This window comes from Microbacterium sp. CFBP 8794, from assembly GCF_014841235.1.
In the GTDB taxonomy this organism is placed as follows: Bacteria; Actinomycetota; Actinomycetes; order Actinomycetales; family Microbacteriaceae; genus Microbacterium.
On sequence record NZ_JACYTT010000004.1, the window covers coordinates 544,558 to 561,938 of the forward strand.

The 17,381-nt window shown below is 70.5% G+C and carries 18 protein-coding genes and 1 tRNA gene; 7 read left to right on the plus strand and 12 right to left on the minus strand.

Annotation, left to right across the window (positions count from 1 at the left end; all coding sequences use genetic code 11):
• Window positions 1-138: 138 nt before the first annotated feature.
• From IFU19_RS13505 to IFU19_RS13515, 3 genes are all read left to right on the plus strand, one after another.
• Window positions 139-498 (plus strand): DUF7882 family protein, encoded by a 360-nt coding sequence (locus IFU19_RS13505; RefSeq protein WP_055839018.1) that lies wholly within the window; start codon window positions 139-141, stop codon window positions 496-498.
• 77 nt (window positions 499-575) lie between these two features.
• Entirely contained in the window at window positions 576-926 is a 351-nt protein-coding gene (locus IFU19_RS13510; RefSeq protein WP_191915903.1) for a hypothetical protein, read from the plus strand.
• Between the two features lie 134 nt (window positions 927-1,060).
• A complete protein-coding gene (locus IFU19_RS13515; protein ID WP_192014383.1) occupies window positions 1,061-1,813 on the plus strand; it encodes an ABC transporter permease in 753 nt (250 codons plus the stop codon).
• A 133-nt stretch (window positions 1,814-1,946) separates the two neighbouring features.
• On the opposite strand, the gene IFU19_RS13520 is transcribed toward IFU19_RS13515, so the two are convergent.
• The 3 genes from IFU19_RS13520 to IFU19_RS13530 form a co-directional block, all read right to left on the minus strand.
• A tRNA-Tyr gene (locus IFU19_RS13520) sits at window positions 1,947-2,028 on the minus strand.
• A gap of 88 nt (window positions 2,029-2,116) precedes the next feature.
• The gene (locus IFU19_RS13525; protein ID WP_192014385.1) at window positions 2,117-2,998 is read right to left on the minus strand and encodes a PfkB family carbohydrate kinase; all 882 of its coding nucleotides are present in this window, start codon (window positions 2,996-2,998) and stop codon (window positions 2,117-2,119) included.
• A complete protein-coding gene (locus IFU19_RS13530; protein WP_191915900.1) occupies window positions 2,995-3,495 on the minus strand; it encodes an FBP domain-containing protein in 501 nt (166 codons plus the stop codon). The genes IFU19_RS13525 and IFU19_RS13530 overlap by 4 nt, the downstream gene beginning before the upstream one ends.
• Window positions 3,496-4,265: 770 nt before the next feature.
• On the opposite strand from IFU19_RS13530, the gene IFU19_RS13535 reads away from it, so the two are divergent.
• Genes IFU19_RS13535 through IFU19_RS13545 form a run of 3 tightly spaced genes read left to right on the plus strand, consistent with a single transcriptional unit; the run spans window position 4,266 to window position 5,549 of the window.
• Complete coding sequence (locus IFU19_RS13535) at window positions 4,266-4,754, plus strand: YajQ family cyclic di-GMP-binding protein (protein WP_055839030.1); 489 nt, start codon at window positions 4,266-4,268, stop codon at window positions 4,752-4,754.
• Window positions 4,755-4,773: 19 nt separating this feature from the next.
• The gene (locus IFU19_RS13540) at window positions 4,774-5,415 is read left to right on the plus strand and encodes a dihydrofolate reductase family protein (protein WP_191916550.1); all 642 of its coding nucleotides are present in this window, start codon (window positions 4,774-4,776) and stop codon (window positions 5,413-5,415) included.
• A complete protein-coding gene (locus tag IFU19_RS13545; RefSeq protein WP_191916551.1) occupies window positions 5,412-5,549 on the plus strand; it encodes a hypothetical protein in 138 nt (45 codons plus the stop codon). Before IFU19_RS13540 ends, IFU19_RS13545 begins: the two co-directional genes overlap by 4 nt.
• 30 nt (window positions 5,550-5,579) lie before the next feature.
• On the opposite strand, the gene IFU19_RS13550 is transcribed toward IFU19_RS13545, so the two are convergent.
• The 7 genes from IFU19_RS13550 to IFU19_RS13580 all read right to left on the minus strand — a co-directional run bounded on the left by IFU19_RS13550 (window position 5,580) and on the right by IFU19_RS13580 (window position 13,286).
• Complete coding sequence (locus IFU19_RS13550; protein ID WP_342343424.1) at window positions 5,580-6,374, minus strand: SGNH/GDSL hydrolase family protein; 795 nt, start codon at window positions 6,372-6,374, stop codon at window positions 5,580-5,582.
• 168 nt (window positions 6,375-6,542) lie between these two features.
• Window positions 6,543-8,240, minus strand: coding sequence for an AMP-binding protein (locus IFU19_RS13555; RefSeq protein WP_192014387.1), 1,698 nt, complete (start codon window positions 8,238-8,240; stop codon window positions 6,543-6,545).
• Between the two features lie 20 nt (window positions 8,241-8,260).
• A complete protein-coding gene (locus tag IFU19_RS13560; protein ID WP_192014389.1) occupies window positions 8,261-9,223 on the minus strand; it encodes an alpha/beta hydrolase in 963 nt (320 codons plus the stop codon).
• Window positions 9,224-9,433: 210 nt separating this feature from the next.
• A complete protein-coding gene (locus IFU19_RS13565) occupies window positions 9,434-10,807 on the minus strand; it encodes an FAD-dependent oxidoreductase (protein ID WP_070409356.1) in 1,374 nt (457 codons plus the stop codon).
• Window positions 10,808-10,846: 39 nt separating this feature from the next.
• Complete coding sequence (locus IFU19_RS13570) at window positions 10,847-11,908, minus strand: polyprenyl synthetase family protein (protein ID WP_055839045.1); 1,062 nt, start codon at window positions 11,906-11,908, stop codon at window positions 10,847-10,849.
• A gap of 82 nt (window positions 11,909-11,990) precedes the next feature.
• Window positions 11,991-12,713 (minus strand): demethylmenaquinone methyltransferase, encoded by a 723-nt coding sequence (locus tag IFU19_RS13575; protein WP_055839048.1) that lies wholly within the window; start codon window positions 12,711-12,713, stop codon window positions 11,991-11,993.
• 9 nt (window positions 12,714-12,722) lie between these two features.
• Window positions 12,723-13,286: a DUF402 domain-containing protein gene (locus IFU19_RS13580; protein ID WP_192014391.1), complete on the minus strand. Its 564-nt coding sequence runs from the start codon at window positions 13,284-13,286 to the stop codon at window positions 12,723-12,725.
• Window positions 13,287-13,436: 150 nt separating this feature from the next.
• On the opposite strand from IFU19_RS13580, the gene IFU19_RS13585 reads away from it, so the two are divergent.
• Entirely contained in the window at window positions 13,437-14,651 is a 1,215-nt protein-coding gene (locus tag IFU19_RS13585; RefSeq protein WP_192211989.1) for an isochorismate synthase, read from the plus strand.
• Window positions 14,652-14,663: 12 nt separating this feature from the next.
• Here IFU19_RS13585 and IFU19_RS13590 read toward each other — a convergent pair whose 3' ends face one another.
• Both IFU19_RS13590 and menD read right to left on the minus strand, forming a co-directional pair.
• On the minus strand, window positions 14,664-15,521 hold the full coding sequence (locus tag IFU19_RS13590; RefSeq protein WP_192014393.1) for a polyphosphate kinase 2 family protein: 858 nt from the start codon (window positions 15,519-15,521) through the stop codon (window positions 14,664-14,666).
• 62 nt (window positions 15,522-15,583) lie between these two features.
• Window positions 15,584-17,380: a 2-succinyl-5-enolpyruvyl-6-hydroxy-3-cyclohexene-1-carboxylic-acid synthase gene (gene menD, locus IFU19_RS13595; protein ID WP_192014395.1), complete on the minus strand. Its 1,797-nt coding sequence runs from the start codon at window positions 17,378-17,380 to the stop codon at window positions 15,584-15,586.
• Between the last annotated feature and the right edge of the window lies 1 nt (window position 17,381).

Sequence of the window (17,381 nt, forward strand, 5' to 3'; positions counted from 1 at the left end):
CTCAGTCCTGGGGCAATCCGGCCGATTGCTAAGGCCCACCTTACTCAAGGTCGTGAACATTTCAGTTAATTAATTAAGTTTGTGAAATACGTGCTACTTTAGTGATTAGCCCGCCGACCCCGACTCTAGGAGATCGCAATGGCCACTCTTTACTACGGTTCCGACACCGCCCCCATTTTTCTTCCCGATCGCCTGATGGGTTACATCAAGGTCATCGCCTCGACGAAGCTGCGCCGCGGCGAGTCGTTCACGTTCACCTGGACCGGCACGGAGCAGGATCCCGGACGCTCCACCATCTGGCTGCAGCCTTCGATCCCCCTGCGGTTCGTGTTCGAATCCGTCGAGCCCGAGCAGCTGGTGGGCGAGTACCTGCGCACGCTGGCCGACCAGTCCAACGCCGCATCGGGTCTCGTCATCGACGTGCGCGAGTGGGAGGTCGCCGAGAAGGCGACCCGCACCCCCGCCCGCACGCCCGTGCGATCGATGCGCGCCGCCTGAACGCACGAAGCCGAACCTCTCCGCACCCGACATAATGTGGTGACGCGCGATCTCGCGCGAAGAAATCGGAGAGAGCCGTGCCGGTACGCCGCCTGCTGAACAAGGACCTGCTCGAGGAGTGGCTCGCGGAATTCCGCGCCCTCGGCTACCTGACGGGAAGCGACATCCGCCTCCTGGAGCAGGATGACGAAACCGATCCCGACTCGGGTCTGATCGTCGTCGACCTCAGCGAGGCGAAGACCGTGACCTACCTGCAGCCCGTGACCGGCGGTGACGGGATCTGGACGGCGATGATGGAAGCGCGAGACGCCACCATCGAGCTGGACGCCGTCGCGCTGGTCAACCTCGGCAACGAGGTGAACGTGCTCGGCGCGCTCGTCAACTTCTTGAACGGCAAGTCCAAGACCCTGCTCGCCGCCTCGGTCTGACGTGAGCCGAGCTCCCGGCATCACAAGTCTGGGAACTGTGCCCGCAGATCGGCGAACGCTTCGCGGTACCCGTCGCGCCCGTGCACGTAGGCCAGGCAGACGACGATGTTCCGCACCGCCAGTACTCTTTCGGCATGCCTACAGTCGATGTGCTGGTGCGCACGGCGGTGGCGATTGTGGTTCTCGCCGGCATCGCAGTAAGCATCCTGCTCGCTTCGGGAGTGCCGCGGTGGCACGGTCCGGCCTTTGCTCTCGTGCGGGCGACCGTGCAGCTCACCCTTCTCAGCGTCATCTTGACGGGGGTCATCCAGGATGCCGTCTGGGTGGGCGTCGCGCTCGTCGTGATGTTCCTGGTGGCGGTGTCGGTGTCGACGAGTCGCATCGGAGATCCGCCCTCTCAGGCATGGAGGACAGCGCTTGCCCTCTTCGCCGGGGTGGGTGTGGCCGGAAGCGTGGTGTTCCTCACCGGCGCCGTCGAATACTCACCTCGGTTCGTTCTCGCGGTCGGGGCGATGGTGATCGGCAACGCCATGACCGTCGCCTCGGTGACCGGTCGCACCTTCGCGCAGCTGCGCGCTGACCGCTGGCCCGAAGTGGAGGCCTGGTTGGCGCTGGGAGCGACACCTCGCCGCGCCACCCGCGACCTCGGGCGGCGCGCGGTACACGACGCCCTCCTCCCCGGGATCGACCAGGTCAAGACGACCGGCGTGGTCGTTCTGCCCGGAGCGTTCGTGGGAGCGATCTTCGGCGGACTCTCACCCGTGGAGGCAGGACGATTTCAGCTGGTCGTCCTCGCGGCGATCATGGCAGCGGGCGCCATCACGTCGGTCACCGCGATTCGGCTCACGGGCGGGGCACTCAACCGCCCACCGAGGGCGCCGGTGTGACAACTGTCGCTCTACCCGTTTCAGCGTCCGGAGTGGGGCCGAGCGCTGCGTGAGCGAGCGCAGACAGCTGAGGGGCGCTCCGGACGCACTCTCCTGAAACAGGAAACGTCCGTCTCGAGAGACGGACGTTTTGTGGCGAGTGAGGGATTCGAACCCCCGAATGCAATGCAGTCTGATTTACAGTCAGATCCCTTTGGCCGCTTGGGTAACTCGCCATGCGCGCCCGCCCGGCTTGTTCAGTCGACCAGAGGCGCGAGAAACCACTCTACTATCTCGCAGAGGGTGCCTCCAACCACGGTGGGGTCACTCCGGCGTGCGCAGCAGGGCGCCCTCGTGGCGGCAGGTGGCGGCGGCGACATCCATGGCGCGGGTGAGCACGGCATCCCACTCCTCGGCGTCGACCGGAAGGCGGTCGCGCACGAGCGCGACGGTGGTCGCCAGTACGGCGTCGCCGCCACCCATCGTGTCGACGATGCGGCCGGGAAGCTCCGAGATCCCCCGCGCGACCGAGGTTCCGGCGGCGTCGATCGCGGCGCCGCCCGCGCCATAGGTCGCCAGCACGGCACCCACGCCGAGGCCGACGAGTCGCACGCGCAGGTCGTCGAGCGAGCCGCCGTAGAGAAGCTGCGCGTCGTCGTCGCCCACCTTCACCAGAAGGGCTCCGGATGCCGCCCGCTCGAAGCCCTGCACGAACGCGGCGCGGTCGTGCAGCATGCCGCTGCGCGGGTTCGGGTCGATGGCCAGGGGCGTCGACGGGGAGGCCGTGGCATCCATCAGGAGGCGGGTCTGCTCCGCGTCGTCGAAGGGGAAGCAGCTGACCACGACCATGGGGGCGTCGGCGATCGCCGCGCGCTCCGCGTCGCCGTAGCGCACCCGTCGGTTCTGGGCCGCGTCGTTGAAGACGTACTCGGGCTCTCCGCCCGGCGAGCGGGTGCTCACCGCGCGCGACGAGCCGTGCTCCGACGGACTCGCCAGCAGCTCGACGCCGTGCTCGGCGAGGAAATCGCGGATCTGCTCGCCCGCCGCATCGTCGCCCACCATCGCGATGAGCGATGCCGGAACGCCCAGGCGCGAGAGCCCCACCGCGACGTTGAGGCCCGCGCCGCCGACGAACTCGCGCACACCCGTCTCGTCGCGCAGCTCGTCGATGAGGGCGTCACCGATGACGACGACCCGCCCGCTCATCGCGTCACCTCGGCGGTCTCGAGCACGCGCGCGACGAACTCCTCGGTGCGGCGCCGCGTGCCGTCGATCTTTCGGTCGACGCTCGCGCGGATCTCGCTCGGGGCGAGGGGTGCCGCCAGGCGCACCGTCTCGTGGCACGACAGGTCGGCGCACATGTAGGTGCCCACCGTGTCGCCGTGCTCACCGGCCGCGCCGGCCTTGCGTGCGGTGAACAACGTCACCTGATCACCGGGCTGCATCGTGTGGCACAGGTTGCACATCGACGACCGGGCGCGCGACTGCCCGTCGGCGGCGCGCAGCAGCACTCCGATCGGCTCCGCGTCGCGCTCGATCACGAGGTATCCGCGGCCCCGCGTGCTCGGATCACGCCAGGCGAGGAAGTCGAGATGATCCCAGTCGGTCAGCACGAAGTCGTGAGGAAGCGCCAGAACGCGCACCTCGTCCGGCGTGGCGTTGACGAACGCGGCGCGGAGCTCGTTCTCGGTGAGTGCTCGCATGGCATCCGAGTCTACGAGCGCGCATACCGAGACGGGGCGGGCGATGTCGAGGGGGTGTGGATCGGGGGCCTGCGAATAGAATCGGATCATGGCTGATTCTTCCTTCGACATCGTTTCCCGATAACGGTCGAACGACGCGGGATCGCTCCACAACCTGCGTTGCCGCGTCCGAGAACACTCATGAAAGGCTGCTGTGTTGCGGCGTCGCGACCGGGGCGCGGATGGTCCCACAAGCCCCATAAGAAACTGGATCGGGCTGACTGTACTTGTCGTCCTGACGATCGTTGTCGCCGTAGTCGCGACCACGATGATGCTCGATCGCACCGAGCCATCGACGTGGGGCACCTTTACTCAGGAGCGGTGCGTCGAGAACCGCGGGGGATGCCGGAGCATCGGCCGATGGGTGAGCGACGATGGCAGCTCTCGATTGCACGGCGTTGTCTTGGACGGTGCTCCTGGTTCGGACGGAACGGTGTCGGCCTTCTTTCGTCCGACGGATACCTTCAACGTGAACAAGCCCTGGGTCGTGCGGACGCAGGCAGCTGAAGACGCGAACATCTGGTTCCCGGCCCTGATGCTCGTCCTGCTCGCGGGATGCACCATCCACGTAGGCGCAAGGATGCGATCTCGCTCGTCGCGCCATTGAGGGGCTCCCGTAGACGCCCTGAACGTCACGCTCCGGGTCGGTCGAGTCTACGAGCGCGCATACCGAGACGGGGCGGGCGATGTCGAGGGGGTGTGGATCGGGGGCCCGCGAATAGAATCGGACCATGGCTGATTCTTCCTTCGACATCGTTTCCAAGATCGACCGACAGGAAGCCGACAACGCGCTGAACCAGGCTCACAAAGAGGTCGAGCAGCGTTACGACTTCAAGGGCACCGACGCGTCCATCGCGTGGAGCGGCGACTCCATCGTCATCAAGGCGAACTCCGAGGAGCGCGCCAATGCCGTCCTCGACGTCTTCCAGACGAAGCTCATCAAGCGCGGCATCTCGCTCAAGAGCCTGGATGCCGGTGAGCCCGTCGCCAGCGGCAAGGAGTACCGCATCACCTCCACGCTGAAGGAGGGCATCTCGCAGGACGACGCGAAGAAGGTCAACAAGATCATCCGCGACGAGGGTCCCAAGGGCGTCAAGTCGCAGATCCAGGGCGACGAACTGCGCGTGCAGTCGAAGTCGCGCGACGACCTGCAGGAAGTGCAGCGCCTGCTCAAGGCCGCCGACCTCGACGTCGACCTGCAGTTCACCAACTACCGGTAACCCCTCCCCGGAGCACACCTTGCCCGTCCGCGTCGATCTGAACATCTCGATCGACGGGGTGGCGATGCCCGCCGACCCGTCGCCCGAGAATCCGATGGGCGAGGACTGGGGGCGTCTCGTCGCGGACTACATGGCGACGAGAACGTTCCGTGAGCGTGTCTTCGGCGACACGTCGGGCGCGGGGACGACTGGCGTCGACGACCGGTACGCCGCCGCGTACTTCGAGGGCATCGGCGCCGAGGTGATGGGCGCGGGCATGTTCGGCCTGCACGCCTTCCCCGACGATCCCGACTGGCGGGGGTGGTGGGGCGAGGAGCCGCCGTTCCGCGTACCGGTGTTCGTCCTCACGCACCGCGAGCGGCCCGAGATCGACTTCGCGAACGGCACGCGATTCACCTTCGTCTGCGAGAGCATCACGGATGCCGTGACACGGGCTTCCGCGGCCGCCGGCGACGCCGACGTGCGCATCGGCGGGGGTGTCGGGGTGGTACGCGCGGCCCTCGAGGCCGACCTCGTCGACCACCTGCACGTGGCCATCCGCCCCGTGATCCTGGGGCGGGGAACGCGCCTGTGGGACGACCTCCGCGATCTTGACCGCCGCTACACGGTGACGACCGAGGTCGCCGAGAGCGGCGTCGTGCACGTGACCTTCTCACGATGACCAGCCGGCCGAGCCCGCTCCCCTGCCCCACCTGCGGCGACCCGCTCTCGTTCGAGATCCTCGACGACGAGCGGTTTCTCGTGGCGTGGTCGTGTGTGAGCTGCGGCCTCATCCGCACGACCGAACCGGTGTGACGCGCGGCGCTCACGGCTCGCGCGGGCGGCTCAGTAGGTGAGGGCCTTCAGCACGCCGTCGGCGATCGCGCGGTGCCCGGTGTCGTTCGGGTGGAAATAGTCGCTGGCACCGGCGAACGAGTCGCGCCCCTCGGGACCGTGGTACGCGGAAGTCGAGAAGGCGTCGGCGAGCCCGACGTACACCCCGCCCCGCGCGGCGCAGGTGCGGGCGATCGCTTCGTCGTACGCGGCGCCGTCGCTCGTCCAGGTACCGAGGCAGACGAGCGCGGCCTTCGGCGACGAGGCGCGGATGCGATCGAGCAGTCCGACGTACTGCTGCTCGAAGTCGGCCACCGGAGTGGGCAGGCCGACGTCGTTCGTCCCGAGCTCGATCACCGCGAGATCGAGATCGTCGGGCACGTCGGTGATGGCGGCGACGGTGGTGAGCGTCTGGTGCGCCTGGGCCGCGGTGGTCATCTCGACCGGGCCGACGGCATCCGCCACGAGAGAGGTGAAGCCCCGATCCTTCTGCGACGCGAAGAAGCCCGCGGCCAGTGAGTCGCCGGCGACGAGCATGCGCACCGTGCCGCCCTCGCCGCGCGTCACGAGAGCCGTTCCCGGCCGCGCCGTGGGGGTCGGCGTGGCTGTCGGGGTGGGGGTTCGCGTGGGAGTCGCCGACCGCGTGGGGGTGGCCGATCGCGTGGGGGTGACGGATGCCGAGGGCGTCGCCGTCGCCGGAGAGCTCGGCTCCGCGCGCGAACCGGCGGTCATGACCAGCAGCACGGCAACACCGATCGCGACGAGCACGATGCCCGCGCCGATCAGCCACGCCACTCGCTGTCGCACGGCGGACTCAGCCCCGCCCGCCGCGCGCGCCGCACCGCAGGACGGCGTGTCTGGTCACCGCGGCAGGGGTCGCCGCGGCAGAGCGCGCGGTCAGCCGGTCGTCGTGCAGGTGCATGAGTCGATGTTCACACGCCGACGGGGCCGGCGCGAACCGTTGCGGCGCGCGGATCAGCCCCGCAGGGTGGCATCCGTCCATTCCACGCACACGACCTCACCGCGCGCGGCGGCCTCTTCGCGCTGACGAAGCTCGACGCGGCGGATCTTTCCCGAGATCGTCTTCGGCAGGTCGTGGAACTCGATGCGGCGTACGCGCTGGTACGGAGCGAGCTTCTCGCGGGCGTAGCGCAGGATGTCGAGGGCCACCTCGTCGCCGGGCTCATATCCCGCGGCCAGCACCACGTACGCCTTCGGCACCGCGAGGCGCACCGCGTCGGGCGCGGGGACCACGGCTGCCTCGACGACCGCCGGATGCTCGATGAGCACGCTCTCGAGCTCGAACGGGCTGATCTTGTAGTCCGAGGCCTTGAACACGTCGTCGGTGCGCCCGATGTACGTGATGCTGCCGGTCTCGTCGCGCCGGGCCACGTCGCCGGTGTGGAAGAGACCACCGGCGAAGGCTTCGGCGTTGCGCTCGGCGTCGCCCACGTATCCCGTCATCAGGTTCAGCGGACGCTCGGTCAGATCGAGGCAGATCTCGCCCTCGTCGGCGCGCGCGCCGCTGAGGGGATCGACGAGCACCACCGGGCATCCGGGGAGCGCGCGCCCCATCGATCCCGGCACGAGCGGCGCCCCGGGAGTGTTGGCGACGACCGCCGTCATCTCGGTCTGCCCGTACCCGTCGCGGATGTCGAGCCCCCAGGTGCGTTGCACCGCGGCGATGACCTCGGGGTTCAGCGGCTCGCCCGCCGAGACGACCTCGCGCAGTCTCCCGCGACGCCCCGACAGGTCGGTCTGGATGAGCATGCGCCAGACCGTCGGCGGCGCACAGAACGTGGTGACAGCCTCGCTCTCCAGCTCCTCCAGCAGCCGCTCGGCCGAGAATCGCGCGAAGTTCAGCGCCAGCACCGTCGCCCCGGCGATCCACGGCGCGAAGAAGCAGCTCCACGCGTGCTTCGCCCACCCCGGCGAGCTGATGGCGAGGTGCACGTCGCCGGGTTCGAGCCCGAGCCAGTACATCGTCGTCAGGTGTCCCACGGGGTACGAGGCGTGCGTGTGCTCGACGAGCTTCGGCTTCGAGGTGGTGCCCGAGGTGAAGTAGAGCAGCAGGCGGTCATCGGCGGTGGTTCCCGGATGCCGGGCCGGCGGCGCCTCGGTGAGGAACGCGTCGTCGTACGCGGCCCAGCCCGGGTGGGTGCCGCCCACGACGATGCGGCCGAGTCCCTCGGGCAGATCGTCGAACTTCGCGGCGTCCGCCGCCCCGACGACCACGTGACGGATCTCGGCGCGCTCGATGCGGTCGGCGAGATCGGCGGTGCCGAGCGCGGTCGTGGTGGGAGCGATCACCCCGCCGAGCTTCATGAGGGCGAGCAGCGCCTCCCACAGTTCCACCTGGTTGCCGAGCATGAGCAGCACGGCGTCGCCACGGGCCACCCCGCGGGACGCCAGCCAGGCGGCGACCTGATCGGACCGCCGCGCGAGTTCGTCGAACGTGCGCTGGTGCCGCGTGCCGTCGTCGTCGACCACTATCAGCGCGGGTGCCTCGTTGCCCCGCGCCATCGGGTCGAACCAGTCGATCGCCCAGTTGAAGGCACCGTCGAACACCGGCCAGGTGAACCCCGCCGCCCGGGCCGGATCGGTGCGCGCGGCCAGAAGCTCGTCTCGTGCGGCACGGTAGCGCTCGGTCGCGGACGCGGCGGTGGGGATCATGGGGCTCCTTCGATCGCGTTCTACGCTAGCTGCGTCATCCAGGTCTCGAGCGCGGTGAACGCGGCGTCCTTCGCCTCGGGCGCCGACAGGAACACGTCGTGCAGCGCCCCGTCGATGCGCGCGATCGTCACCGTGCGGGCGATGCGGGTGGCCGCGCGCGCGATGTCGTCGACGACGAGCACCGAGTCGCTCGAGAGCATCGTGTCGTTCCAGCTGAGCGCCGAGGTCGAGCGCTGCGACAACAGCACGAGGGTGGGGCATCCCACGTCGACGCCGGATGCCACCCGCGCGTGCCCCGCGATGACGGCGGCCAACCAGCCGGGGTGGGTGGGGAATCCCTGCGCCGGGCGCCAGCCCTCGGGACTGTCGGGCAAAGTCCCCAGCTCCCGCTGCGCGCGCGTGTAGAAGCCGAGATCGACGACCGGGTGCGTGCCGAGCGGGTCGAATCGCGCGCGGGCGTTCACCAGCGGGGCGAGCGCCTGGCGTCCGAGCGGGCCGAGCTGCAGCTCCAGCCACGGACTGTTGAGAACGAGGGCGTCGGCGACCCCCGGATGCCGCGCCGCCCAGAGCGTCAGCGTGAGTCCTCCCGTGCTGTGTCCGAGCAGCACAAGCCGCCGCCCCTCGCGCGCGGTGCCCAGGGCATCCAGGGCCGCCGCGATGTCGGCGTCGTACACGTCGAGGGCCGCGACGTAGCCCGGCGCCTGCCCGGGCCGCAGGCTCCGGCCGTAGTTTCGCAGGTCGAGCGCCGAGAATCGGGCACCGCGATCGGTGAAGAACCGGGCGAGCTCGACCTGGAAGAAGTAGTCCGACCACCCGTGCACGTACAGCACGTCGATGTCGCGGAACTCACCGAACAGGCGGGCGCCGGCGTGCGGCCGCGCGCGCACGAGCGTCGCCACGACCTTCCCCTCGGCATCGTCGCCGAGTGGCAGGGTCTGCTGTTCGAAGCCGTCGCCCAAGACGTCCGGATGCCACTCCCCCATCGCCCCAGCCTAGGCATGCGGGGCGGGGGCCGGCATACCCCCACGGCGGGCCGAACTCCTGAGAAGTCGGGCCGTGCGGGCTCGCCGGCGCGCCGAGGGGGCTGTGGCGCGCGATGACTCAGGAGTTCGGCCCGGCCCGTCGGCGCCTCAAAGACAGCGAGCCGCCCACGTCCGGAGGGACGGGGGCGGCTCGCTGTGCGTATGTGAGGGTTACTCGCCGCGCGAGATCGAGATCATCTCGTCGCGGGGCACGACCTTGACGCGGGCGCGCTCGTGCGGGGCGCCGAGGGCGACTTCGTGCTCGTCGAGGCGGTGCCAGCCGTCGAGGTCGGTCCAGCGCACGCCGCGCTCCTCGAGAAGGGCCGGAATGGCCTCTTCTTCGGGGTGGGCCGGCTGCCACCACTCGCCCTGGTCGTTGATGACGTGGCGCACCGTTTCCATGGCATCCGACTTGGTGTGTCCGATGAGGCCGACGGGGCCGCGCTTGATCCACCCGGTGGCGTACACGCCCGGCAGGCGGTCGTTCGAGTCGGCAGCGAGCACCTGACCCTCGTGGTTGGGGATGACGCCGTGACGCTCGTCGAAGGGCACGCCGGTCAGCGGCGACCCGAAGTAGCCGACCGCGCGGTAGATGGCCTGGATCGGCACCTCGCGGATCTCGCCCGTTCCCACGACGCCCCCCTCGGCGTCGGGCTTCGTGCGCTCGTACCGGAACGCGGCCACCCGACCCTCGGCGTCTTTCACGACCTCGACGGGCTTGGCCCAGAAGTGCAGGTGCAGGCGTCGCGACGCTTCTCCGCCGGAGTTGTTCACGCCCGGGCGGGTGCGCCACTGCTGCAGGACGCGGTCGATGACCTTGACCTGCTTGTTGGTCTGGATGGCGGCCAGCGACGCCTCGTCGTAGTCGAAGTCCTCGTCGTAGACGACCATGTCGACGTCGCGCAGCTCGCCCAGCTCGCGCAGCTCGAGAGGCGTGAACTTCACCTGCGCGGGACCGCGGCGGCCGAAGACGTGCACGTCGGTGACGGGCGAGGCCTTGAGCCCCTGGTACACGTTGTCGGGAACTTCGGTGGGCAGCAGGTCGTCGGCATGCTTGGCGAGCATGCGCGTGACGTCGAGCGCCACGTTGCCGTTGCCGATGACCGCGAGCGACTCCGCCTCGAGCGGCCACTCGCGCGGCACGTCGGGGTGGCCGTCGAACCAGCTCACGAAGTCGGCGGCGCCGTACGAGCCCTCGGCGTCGATGCCGGGGATGTCGAGGTCGGCGTCGCGGATCGCGCCGGTCGAGAAGATCACCGCGTTGTAGTGCTGCTTGAGGTCGTCGAGGGTGATGTCCTCGCCGAAGCGCACGTTGCCGAACAGGCGGATGTCGCCGCGGTCGAGCACCTCGCGCAGCGCCGTGACGACACCCTTGATGCGCGGGTGGTCGGGGGCGACGCCGTAGCGCACGAGACCGTAGGGTGCGGGCAGTTGCTCGAACAGGTCGATCGACACGTCGAACTGCCGCTCGGATTTCAGCAGGATGTCGGCCGCGTAGATGCCGGCGGGGCCGGCTCCGACGATGGCGAGGCGCAGCTTGGTCATGGGGTCCTCTCGATCGGGATCGGGGGGGGTGGGAAAAGTTCAGGCCGAGCGGTCGGCGACCGCGCGGGCGAAGCGCGTCAGCGCCTCACGCACGGCGCCGTCGGGCAGCGGTGCGAGGGCGTCGATGGCCTCTTGCGACCACTGGTGCGCGAGCTTCAGCGTCTCGTGCGTGGTCTCGTGATCGCGCAGCTCCGCGAGTGCGGCGTCGAGGATCGAGGGGTCTGCCCCGGCGGCGATGCGCTCCTGGCCCTCGTCGATGCGCGAACGCAGGTCGGCCGAGGCCGCGTCGGAGCGGTGACCGAGCAGCAGGTACGGCATGGTCGGCACGCCCGCGCGCAGGTCGGTGCCGGGCACCTTGCCGGTCTCGGAGGGATCCGGAGACAGATCGATCACGTCGTCGAGCAGCTGGAAGGCCACACCGGCCTTCTCGCCGAACACGACCATGGGCTTCTCGAACTCCTCGGGGGCGCCCGAGTAGATGACGCCCGACTGGGCGGCCGCGGCGATCAGCGAACCGGTCTTGTCGGCGAGCACCCTGAGGTAGAAGTCGACGGGCTCGTCGCCCTCTTGCGGGCCGACGGTCTCGTGCATCTGGCCCAGCACGAGACGCTCGAACGTGTCGGCCTGCAGCTGGATCGCGCGCTCACCGCGACGCGCCATGAGCTGGCTGGCGCGGGCGAACAGCAGGTCGCCGGTGAGGATCGCGATGTTGTTGCCGAACACCGTCTGGGCGCTGGGCACCCCGCGGCGCTTGTCAGCGCCGTCCATGACGTCGTCGTGGTAGAGCGAGCCCAGGTGCGTCAGTTCGAGCGCCGTGGCGACCTCGATGACCTCGGGCGTCGTTCCGCGACCGAGCTGAGCGGTGAGGATGGCGAGCATCGGGCGAACGCGCTTGCCGCCGGCCTCGTACAGGTACCGGGCGGTGACGTCGGCCAGACGGTCGGCGCTTCGGACTTCGCCCTCGAGGGTGCCCTCGACCTGGGCGAGACCGGCCTCGACGGTGGAGAGCAGGGTGCGCGAACGCAGGCCTGCGAAGATGCGGTCACTCAGGCCCAGCTTGCCCGACAGGCGGGTGCCGGCCGCGGGCGGTCTCGGGGTCACGCTTTCACCCTATCCTGGCGCCGTTGCGCCCCGCCGCGAGTATCTCGACGGGGTGACACCCCGGGCCGGGGCCTCCGGCGCGTCACGCGCTCTGCGCGACGACGCCGCGGTGCAGCGCCACGATGCCGAACGTCAGGTTGCGGTAGGCCACGTCGTCCCAGCCGGAGTCGCGCATCCACCGCGCGAGCGTCGGCTGATCGGGCCAGTCGCGGATCGATTCGTTGAGGTAGTCGTAGGCCTCGGCGTTCGAGCTGACCGAGCGCGCGACGATCGGCAGCACCCGGTCGTTGTAGAAGCGGTAGAGCCCGTTGAAGACGGGGGACGGCGGATGCGAGAACTCGCACACCACGATGCGTCCTCCGGGACGCGTGACCCGGCGCAGTTCTCGCAGCGCCCGGCGCGGGTCGTTGACGTTGCGCAGACCGAACGACATCGTCACCGCGTCGAACTCCGCGTCGGCGAAGGGGAGGTCGGTGGCGTCGGCCTGCACGAACTCGAGGTTGGGCACGTCGCCGTGACGGCGGCGCCCCTCGGCGATCATGCCGCGCGAGAAGTCGGCGGCGACGACGTGCGCACCGCTCGGGACGAACGCCATCGACGAGGTGCCGGTGCCGGCGGCCAGATCGAGGATGCGCTCCCCCCGCTGCGGGGCCACGGCGCGCAGCGTCGCGGCGCGCCACAGACGGTCGTTGCCGAGACTCAGCACGGTGTTGGTGCGGTCGTAGGCCGCTGCCACCTGGTCGAACATGCCGCTGACGCGCTGCGGGTCTTTACCGAGGTCGGCGCGGTTGGGGTCGCTGCTCACCCGTCGAGTCTAGGCCGGGTCACCCGGGCGGTCGCCGGGGGTTGCCAGCGCCGCGAGCCGATCGAGCCAGGGCCGGGTGACGGCATCCGAGAACGGGGCGACCCCCTCGCGCACGCGGTGCTCGAGATCGAGCGCCGTCGCCTCGAGGTGCGTCACGATCTCGGCCGGGTAGCCGTAGCGCACGCGGTGCTCGTCCCACTCGTCGCGATCGTCGACCCAGGTGCCGCGGCCGTCGGTACGGCGCACGACGTCGAGGTCCATGTCGATGCCGCGCGGCACGCCGTCGTCGCCCCAGCGCACATCCCACGCCAGGTCGATGTACACCGCGACAGGATGCGGTGCGGCGTTGTGGGTGAAGGCCCAGTCGGCGCTCGCCGGCACCAGGGTCACGTTGGGCTCACGGCAGACGAAGGCCGCGCCGGGCCGTTCGCTGCGCCACCCCACCTGCTGGCCGAACCACTCGCCCCACTTGTCGGAGCCGAGGTAGACGCTGTCCTGCACCCAGTGCGGTGAACCGTCCCACTTGCGCCACTCGAACAGCAGGCGGGTGCCGGGAGCGGGGCGATTGTCCATGCTCGGAGTCTAAAACGCCGTCCGGCGTCGGTCTCCGCGCCCGGCGTCCGCGGCCTCGGCCGGCGCCGCGGGTCTACGCTGAAAGACGTGCTGGAACCCGCGGATGACGTCGTGCCGCGCCTGCGCGTGGTCACGCGCGAGCTGCCCCCCATGGACGACGTGCTCGCCTATACGACCCCCTACGATCCCCTGTTCTGGACGCGGCGGGGAGAATCGCTGGCGGCCTTCGGCGACCTGCTGACGCTGCGCTACACGGGGCACCAGCCGGGCGATGCCACGATCTCGGCGCGCTGGCGGGCGATCGCCGCCGCCGCCGAGGTCGACGACCCCGTGCAGCTGCCGGGCACCGGACTCGTCGCCTTCGGTTCGTTCGTGTTCGACCCCCGCTCGGAGCGCGAGAACGTTCTGCGCGTTCCCGGCATGATCGTCGGGCGCCACGGCGGACGCGCCTGGGTCACCCGCCTCGCCTTCGACGACACCCCCGACGAACCCGAACCCGAGCTGCCCCCGCGCTCGCCCTTCGGCCCCCACTGGTCGGCGACCCTGGGTCCCGGTCGCCAGAGTGCCGAGGGGTATCAGGATGCCGTCCGCACGGCCATCGAGGCCATCGGCGCCCGCGAGGTGGGCAAGGTCGTGCTCGCACGCGACATCGTGGGCACGGTTCCGGCCGGGTCCGACCTGCGCCGGCTCGTCCGGTCGCTGCTCGAGGGGTATCCGGACTGCTGGGTGTTCGCGGTCGACGGTCTGATCGGCGCGAGCCCCGAGACACTCGTCACCGTGTCGAAGGGCACGGTGACCGCCCGCGTTCTGGCGGGCACCACCGCGCGCGGCGGCGACGCCGACGCCGACGTCGCGGCATCCCTCGCCCTCACGCGCAGCTCGAAAGATCAAGAGGAGCACCGTTTCGCGGTGCAGAGCGTGCTCACCTCGCTGCGCCCGCACACCTCGGCGCTCGCGGCGGCCGAGCAGCCCTTCACCCTCAAGTTGCCCAACGTCTGGCATCTCGCGACCGATGTCGAGGGCACCCTCAGCGAGGACGCGTCGTCGTTGGACCTGATCTCGGTGCTGCACCCCACCGCCGCCGTCGCCGGCACCCCCACCGCCGCGGCGATGGATGTCATCCGCCGCCTCGAGCCCTTCGATCGCGGCCGCTACGCCGGCGCCGTCGGGTGGACGGGAGCGTCGGGCGACGGCGAGTGGGCCATCGCCCTGCGGTGCGCGCAGGTCGACCGCGCGGCGCCGTCCTCTTCCACCGCCCCGATCACGGCCTATGCCGGTGCGGGGATCGTCGCCGACAGCGTTCCCGAGTCGGAGCTGCTCGAGACCCGCGTCAAGTTCCGCCCCATCGTCGAGGCCCTCGCCTGATCCGACTGAGCGTCACGATGCCGCGAGGCGTGCCTTCTCGGCCTCGACGTCGTAGTCCACCGCGGGCCACCGCGGGTCGATGTCGGCGAGCGCGTCGATGAGCAGCTGCTGCACGGCCAGGCGGGCGTACCACTTGCGGTCGGCCGGAATCACGTGCCACGGGGCGACGGGTGTCGAGGTGCGTTCGATCGCCACCTGGTACGCCTGCATGTAGTCGTCCCAGAGCGCCCGCTCGTCGACGTCGGACGGGTTGTACTTCCAGTGCTTGTCGGGACGGTCGAGGCGCTCGGCGAGACGCGCGCGCTGCTCGTCCTTCGAGATGTGCAGCATGACCTTGACCACTCGGATGCCGAGATCGGCCGCCTCCGCCTCGAAATTCACGATCGCGCCGTAGCGTCGTTCGATCTCGTCGGCGGGGGCGAGTTCGCGCACCCGGCCTATCAGCACGTCTTCGTAGTGCGAACGGTCGAAGACGCCGAGGTGGCCCGCGTCGGGCAGGCGCTTCTCGATGCGCCACAGGAAATCGTGCGCGAGTTCCTCGGCGGTGGGCTTCTTGAACGACGCGAGTTCCACGCCCTGGGGGTCGACCGTGCCGACGACGTGGCGCACGATCCCGCCCTTGCCCGCGGTGTCCATGGCCTGCAGCACCAGCAGCACCGAGCCGGTCGCGGTGCCCGCCACGCTCTGAGCGAAGAGGCGTTCCTGCAGGGCTTCGAGGGGTTCGCGGCCCGCGTCGAGGTCGGCTTTGCCGTCGGTCTTGTCGCCGTCGTAGCCGGGCGTCGATCGCGGGTCGATGTCGGTGAGGCGGAATCCGGGCTCGACGCGCAGCGCGTCGGCGGCGGGCGTGGACCATCTGCGGCGTGTGCTCATGTCCCCATCGTGTGGGGCGTCGGCGGCGCGCGCCAGTGGTTGACGCGTCGACGTCCCGCCCGTCAACGCGGCAGCGGAACCTCGATCAGCTGGCGACCGCCGGTCGGCGAGGTGAGCACCTGGTCGAGAGCGACGCGGGTGGTGCAGCGGTGGTACTCCCAGCCGAAGGCGAGGGCCAGTTGCTCGAGGCGCGCGGTGTGCGGGGTGTACTGCACGCGCGCCATCGCGTCGGAGCCGGCGATGCCGGCCACCTCGAGGCCGTCGAAGATCGTGCCGCCGCCGTCGTTGCCGACCACCACCTGCAGGCGCGGCTCGTCTTCCCCCGGGGGCAGCAGCAACGCGCCCACGTCGTGCAGGAAGGCCAGGTCGCCCAGCAGCACGCGTGTCACGCCCGGGCGCTCCTCGATCTGGCTGGCGAGGGCGACGCCGGTCGCCGTCGCGATGGTGCCGTCGATGCCGGCGAGGCCGCGGTTGGAGTGCACGGCCACCTTCTTGCCGCCGAGCACCTCGTCGGCCACGCGCACCAGACGCGAGGAGCCGAACATGAGGCGATCGTGGGGCCAGGTGGCCCGCCAGACCGCGTCGACGAGGGTCGCCCGGTCGAGGGGGGCACGGATGACCTGCACCTCGGCGTTCAGGGCGCCCAGCCGCTCGTGCGGAACGGCCGAGGCCAGGCCGTCGGCATCGGGAGCCGGGGGCGATAGATCGACGGCAGCGTCGCGCGAGGCACGCATCCACTCCCCCAGCCACGCGCGGTCTCCCGACGAGGGGTGAGGGCGGATCAGGTCGACGGCGATCGTCGCGCCGTTGAGGTTGACGGGTTCTCCGGGGCCGCGGGCGGCGATCACCTCGACGTCGTCGCGCGACAGCAGGCGCGTCACCTCGCGGCTCAGGGTGGGACGCCCGAAGACGACCACGCGCTCGATGCGTCCCCCGAGGGCCGGGTCGTTCAGCAGGGCCCGGTAGCCGTGCACGATCTGCCGACCGAAGCGAGCCCCGCTGACGATCTCGGCCACCAGCGGAAAGCCCCCGTCGTGCGCGAACTGCTCGGCCGCCGCTCCGGCATCCGCTCCAGCGACGACGATGGTGCGCGGGCCCGGCGCGAGCGTGTGGGCGTCCTCGACCTCGGGGGCCACGTCGGCGACACCGATGCCGCCGCCGCCCTGGTACAGCGCTCCCGACGCCTCCGCGTCGCCGAGCGCGTCGCTCTGCGCGTCGGACGAGGGGGCGATCCCGGATGCCGCCCGCGCGGCGAGCCACGCGGGAACGGCGCCGGCGAGGGGCTCCCGGAACGGCACATTCAGGTGCACGGGTCCGGGCACCCGGGCGCCTTCACCGAGCGCGGCCGCGAGCGTCGCAGCCGCCAGGGCGTCGGCGTCAGCGGTCTGGGCGGACGACCCGTCGTCGTCGACGGTCTCGGGAACGGGGAGGTCTGCTTCGAACCGCACCGCCGAGCGGAACAGCCCCGGCTGGCGCGTGGTCTGGTTGGCGCCGACGCCGCGCAGCTCGGGCGGCCGGTCGGCGGTGAGCAGCACCAGCGGCACCCCGGCGTGATGGGCTTCGAGGGCGGCGGGCAGCAGGTTGGCGACGGCGGTGCCCGAGGTGCAGACGAGGACCGCCGGCATCCCGGTCTCACGTCCGATCCCGAGGGCGGTGAAGCCGGCGACGCGCTCGTCGATGCGCACGTGCAGGTGAACCAGACCCGCGCGTTCCAGGTCGGCAGCCACGAGCGCGAGCGCCTGCGAGCGCGACCCCGGGCTGACGACGATGTGCCGCACCCCGCGCGACACGAGGCCCGCGAGCAGAGCGGCGGCGGCGTCGGTCGCGGGCGCGGCGGAGCGGTCGTTCGACGAGGTCATG

Bases quoted from the DNA above. Each gene is read 5' to 3' on its own strand.
- IFU19_RS13505 (WP_055839018.1), top strand. From the start codon at position 139: ATGGCCACTCTTTACTACGGTTCCGACACCGCCCCCATTTTTCTTCCC.
- IFU19_RS13515 (WP_192014383.1), top strand. From the start codon at position 1,061: ATGCCTACAGTCGATGTGCTGGTGCGCACGGCGGTGGCGATTGTGGTT.
- IFU19_RS13525 (WP_192014385.1), bottom strand. From the start codon at position 2,998: ATGAGCGGGCGGGTCGTCGTCATCGGTGACGCCCTCATCGACGAGCTG.
- IFU19_RS13530 (WP_191915900.1), bottom strand. From the start codon at position 3,495: ATGCGAGCACTCACCGAGAACGAGCTCCGCGCCGCGTTCGTCAACGCC.
- IFU19_RS13535 (WP_055839030.1), top strand. From the start codon at position 4,266: ATGGCTGATTCTTCCTTCGACATCGTTTCCAAGATCGACCGACAGGAA.
- IFU19_RS13545 (WP_191916551.1), top strand. From the start codon at position 5,412: ATGACCAGCCGGCCGAGCCCGCTCCCCTGCCCCACCTGCGGCGACCCG.
- IFU19_RS13555 (WP_192014387.1), bottom strand. From the start codon at position 8,240: ATGATCCCCACCGCCGCGTCCGCGACCGAGCGCTACCGTGCCGCACGA.
- IFU19_RS13560 (WP_192014389.1), bottom strand. From the start codon at position 9,223: ATGGGGGAGTGGCATCCGGACGTCTTGGGCGACGGCTTCGAACAGCAG.
- IFU19_RS13565 (WP_070409356.1), bottom strand. From the start codon at position 10,807: ATGACCAAGCTGCGCCTCGCCATCGTCGGAGCCGGCCCCGCCGGCATC.
- IFU19_RS13580 (WP_192014391.1), bottom strand. From the start codon at position 13,286: ATGGACAATCGCCCCGCTCCCGGCACCCGCCTGCTGTTCGAGTGGCGC.
- IFU19_RS13585 (WP_192211989.1), top strand. From the start codon at position 13,437: ATGGACGACGTGCTCGCCTATACGACCCCCTACGATCCCCTGTTCTGG.
- IFU19_RS13590 (WP_192014393.1), bottom strand. From the start codon at position 15,521: ATGAGCACACGCCGCAGATGGTCCACGCCCGCCGCCGACGCGCTGCGC.
- menD (WP_192014395.1), bottom strand. From the start codon at position 17,380: ATGACCTCGTCGAACGACCGCTCCGCCGCGCCCGCGACCGACGCCGCC.